The 3835-nt window shown below is 72.2% G+C and carries 4 protein-coding genes; all 4 read right to left on the bottom strand.

Features of this window, described 5'->3' with window-relative positions:
* On the bottom strand, positions 1 to 999 hold a 999-nt coding region (locus tag H5J30_RS21295; protein ID WP_181788999.1), incomplete at its 3' end, for an ABC transporter permease.
* Positions 1000 to 1097: 98 nt separating this feature from the next.
* A complete protein-coding gene (locus tag H5J30_RS21300; RefSeq protein ID WP_181788996.1) occupies positions 1098 to 2156 on the bottom strand; it encodes a thiamine ABC transporter substrate-binding protein in 1059 nt (352 codons plus the stop codon).
* 162 nt (positions 2157 to 2318) lie between these two features.
* Positions 2319 to 3437, bottom strand: a complete 1119-nt coding sequence (rlmN, locus tag H5J30_RS21305; protein ID WP_181788997.1) for a dual-specificity RNA methyltransferase RlmN — start codon at positions 3435 to 3437, stop codon at positions 2319 to 2321.
* A 37-nt stretch (positions 3438 to 3474) separates the two neighbouring features.
* Positions 3475 to 3835, bottom strand: a 361-nt coding sequence (locus H5J30_RS36005; RefSeq protein ID WP_220189178.1) for a hypothetical protein, incomplete at its 5' end; no start/stop codon positions are given.

Raw genomic sequence — 3835 nt, forward strand, 5'->3', positions numbered from 1 at the left:
GGAGTTGCCGACGGCTTCCAGCGGCGGGACGGCGAAGGTGCCGTCGCTCTCCTGCAGTGCGCGGTAGAAGGCGAGTCCGTGGCCGTCGGGGGTGGCGAAGGAGCGTTCGGCGAGGACGGCGAGCGGCGCGAGGAGCAGTACGGCGGCGACGGCGACGACGCCGCCGAGGAGGGCGCGTTCGCCGGCGCCGCGGGGGCGGCGGGCGGTGGTCTCGGGGGCGACGAGGCTGAGCGCGGTCTCCCGGCGCCGTACGGTCCAGGCGTGCACGGCGAGGACGCCGGCGACGGCGGCGAGTTGGATGAGGGAGAGGACGGCGGCGGTGGGCAGGTCGAGGAAGTCCGCGGTCTGGCGGTAGATCTCCACTTCGAGGGTGGCGTAGGAGGGGCCGCCGAGGATCTGGACGACCCCGAAGGAGGTGAAGGTGAAGAGGAAGACCATGAGGGCCGCGGCGGCGACGGCGGGCCCGAGCGCGGGCAGGGTGACGTGCCGCCAGGCGGCGAGGCGGCCGGCGCCGAGCACGCGGGCGGCTTCTTCCTGACGGGGGTCGAGCTGCGCCCACAGGCCGCCGACGGTCCGTACGACGACGGCGAAGTTGAAGAAGACGTGGGCGAGGAGGATGGCCCACACGGTGGTGTCCAGGCGGACGCCCCACCAGCCGTCGAGGACGCCGCCGCGGCCGGTGAGGGCGAGGAACGCGGAGCCGACGACGACGGTGGGCATCACGAACGGCACGGTGACCAGGGCGCGCAGGAGCTGCTTGCCGGGGAAGTCGAAGCGGGCGAAGACGTACGCGGCGGGCAGGGCGAGGACGAGGGTCAGCCCGGTGGAGGCGGCGGCCTGCCAGAGGGTGAACCACAGGATGCCGAGGATGTCGGGGTCGCCGAGGACGTCGGGGATGCGGCCGAGTTGCCAGCTTCCGCCCTCGCGCAGGCCGCGGGCGACGATGGCGCCGACGGGGTAGGCGAAGAAGACGGCGAAGAACGCGGCGGGCACGGCCATGAGCGCGAGCCTGCCGGCCGCGCCGGGTATCCGGCGGCGGCGGCCGGCGCCCGTGTCCGTACGCGCCCGGGGGTCCTTTCCGCCGCCGGCGGCCCGGGTTACTTCACGACCAGCGAGGTCCACGTCTTGATCCACTGCTCCCGGTTGTCGTCGACGACGGCCGGGTCGAGGGTGTGCGGGTCGGCGATCTCCTCGCCGTAGCGGGTGAACACCTCGGGCAGTTCGGTGTTCTCGCGCACCGGGTGGACGAACATGTTCAGCGGCATGTCCTGCTGGAACCGCTCGGAGATGAGGAAGTCGACGAGGGCCTTGCCGCCTTCGGTGTTGCCGGCGTTCGCGAGGAGGCCGGCGAACTCGATCTGGCGGAAGCAGGTGCCGGTGGACACGCCGGTGGTCGCTTCCTCGGGCCTGGACTCCATGTCGAGGACGGGCGGGCTGGAGGCGTAGGAGACGACGAGCGGCTTGTCGCCCTTGCCGGCGCCGGAGAAGCGTTCGTAGTACGCCTGCTCCCAGCCGTCGACGACCTCGACGCCGTTGTCGCGCAGTTCGCTCCAGTAGTCCTCCCAGCCCTCGTCGCCGTATTCGTCTGCGGTGGCGAGGAGGAAGGCCAGGCCCGGGGAGGAGGTGGCGGCGTTCTCGGTGACGAGGAGGTCCTTGTAGCGGGGGTCGGCGAGGTCGTCGAAGGTCTGCGGCGGGTCGAGGTCCTTCTCCTCGAAGTACGCGCGGTCGTAGTTGACGCACACGTCGCCGTAGTCGACGGGGGTGACGCGGTGTTCGCCGGCGTCGAGCTGGAGTTCCTCCGGGATGCGGTCCAGCCCCTTCGCCTCGTACGGCGTGAAGATCCCGTTGTCGAGGCCGCGGGAGAGGAGGGTGTTGTCGATGCCGAAGAAGACGTCGCCCTGGGGGTTGTCCTTGGACAGGACGGCCTGGTTGACGGCGGAGCCGGCGTCCTTGCCCTTGAGGATGTCGACCGTGTACCCGGACTGCTTCTCGAACGCCTTCAGCACGTCGTCGGAGACGGCGAAGGAGTCGTGGGTGACGAGAGTGACGCTCTTGTCGCCCGAGCCGGAGCCGGATCCGTCGCCGGAGTCCGAGCCGCAGGCGGCCAGGCCCACGGCGAGGGACGCGGCCAGGGCGGTGGTGACGATGCGCTTCATCGGGCTGCTTTCGTGGCGGCGGGCAGCCCGGGCAGCAGCAGAGTCTCGACCGAACTTCCTACCCAGAATGACCTGGGCGAGGTTCGAGGGTCTGCGGCCTGGACGGTGCCGCACTCTCAGCGCTGCGAGCGCTCCCCTGTCGGTGTGTACATATGAACGGTATCAGGCGGGTGCGTCGGCCGCGGAGGCGGCGAGCTGCCCGCATGCCCCCTCGATCTCCTGGCCCCGGGTGTCCCGCACGGTCACGGGCACGCCGTGGGCCTCCAGGGCGGCGACGAACGCCCGCTCGTCCTCGGGCCGCGAGGCGGTCCACTTGGAGCCGGGGGTGGGGTTGAGCGGGATGAGGTTGACGTGCGCGCGGCGGCCCTTGAGGAGGCGGCCGAGGAGGTCGGCCCGCCACGCCTGGTCGTTGATGTCCTTGATCAGCGCGTACTCGATGGAGACGCGGCGGCCGGAGCGCTCGGCGTACTCCCAGGCGGCGTCGAGGACCTCGCGGACCTTCCAGCGGGTGTTGACGGGCACGAGGGTGTCGCGCAGCTCGTCGTCGGGCGCGTGCAGGGACACCGCGAGGCGGCACTTCAGGCCCTCGTCGGCGAAGCGGTGCATGGCGGGCACGAGGCCGACGGTGGAGACGGTGATGCCGCGCTGGGAGAGCCCGAGGCCGTCGGGCTCGGGGTCGGTGAGGCGGCGTACGGCGGACAGCACGCGGTTGTAGTTCGCCAGCGGCTCGCCCATGCCCATGAAGACGATGTTGGACAGCCGCGCCGGCCCTCCGGGGACCTCGCCGTCCCGCAGGGCGCGCATGCCGTCGACGATCTGGTGGACGATCTCGGCGGTGGACAGGTTGCGGGTGAGGCCCGCCTGGCCGGTGGCGCAGAACGGGCAGTTCATGCCGCAGCCGGCCTGGGAGGAGATGCACATGGTGACGCGGTCGGGGTAGCGCATGAGCACGGACTCGACCAGCGTGCCGTCGACGAGCCGCCACAGGGTCTTGCGGGTGGTGTCGCCGTCGCAGCTCAGATGCCGTACGACGGTCATCAGCTCGGGCAGGAGCCCCTCGGCGAGCTTCGCCCGGGACCCGGCCGGCACGTCGGTCCAGCCGGCCGGGTCGGTGACGTAGCGCGCGAAGTAGTGCCGCGAGAGCTGCGCGGCACGGAACGGCTTCTCCCCCAGCTCGGCGACGGCGTCGCGGCGCTCGGCGGGGGTGAGGTCGGCTAGGTGCCGCGGCGGCTTCTTGGCACCACGGGGGACGGCGAAGGTGAGCTCTCCTGGCTTGGGCATAGCCGTACCAGTGTCGCAGACGAATTCACCTGCGCCCTCATCCTCCCCAGATGCCCGTATTGGAGGACATCAGCCCGCCGATGGGCGCCCCGTGGCCGTCGCCCAGGGGCGCGAGACCGCCCGAGGGCGCGCCATCGGTGTCGCCCAGCGGTGCCAGCCCGCCGCTCGGCGACCCTTGCTCGTCGCCCAGGGGCGCGACGCCCCGTTCCTGCCCTGCGGACTCGGCCATGTCGTCGCTCCGCCGGTCCTGAGGCGGCGCGACGGTGCCACCGGGCGATCCGTGTTCGTCGCCCGCGGGCGCGAGACTGCCCGTGGGCGCACCGTGGTCGTCGCCCAGGGGCGCGACGCCCCAGTCGTGTTCTGCGGGTGCGGCCCTGTCGCTGCCCTCCCAGTCCAGG

It is taken from the genome of Streptomyces phytophilus (genome assembly GCF_013870535.1).
GTDB classification, from domain to species: Bacteria; Actinomycetota; Actinomycetes; order Streptomycetales; family Streptomycetaceae; genus Streptomyces; species Streptomyces phytophilus.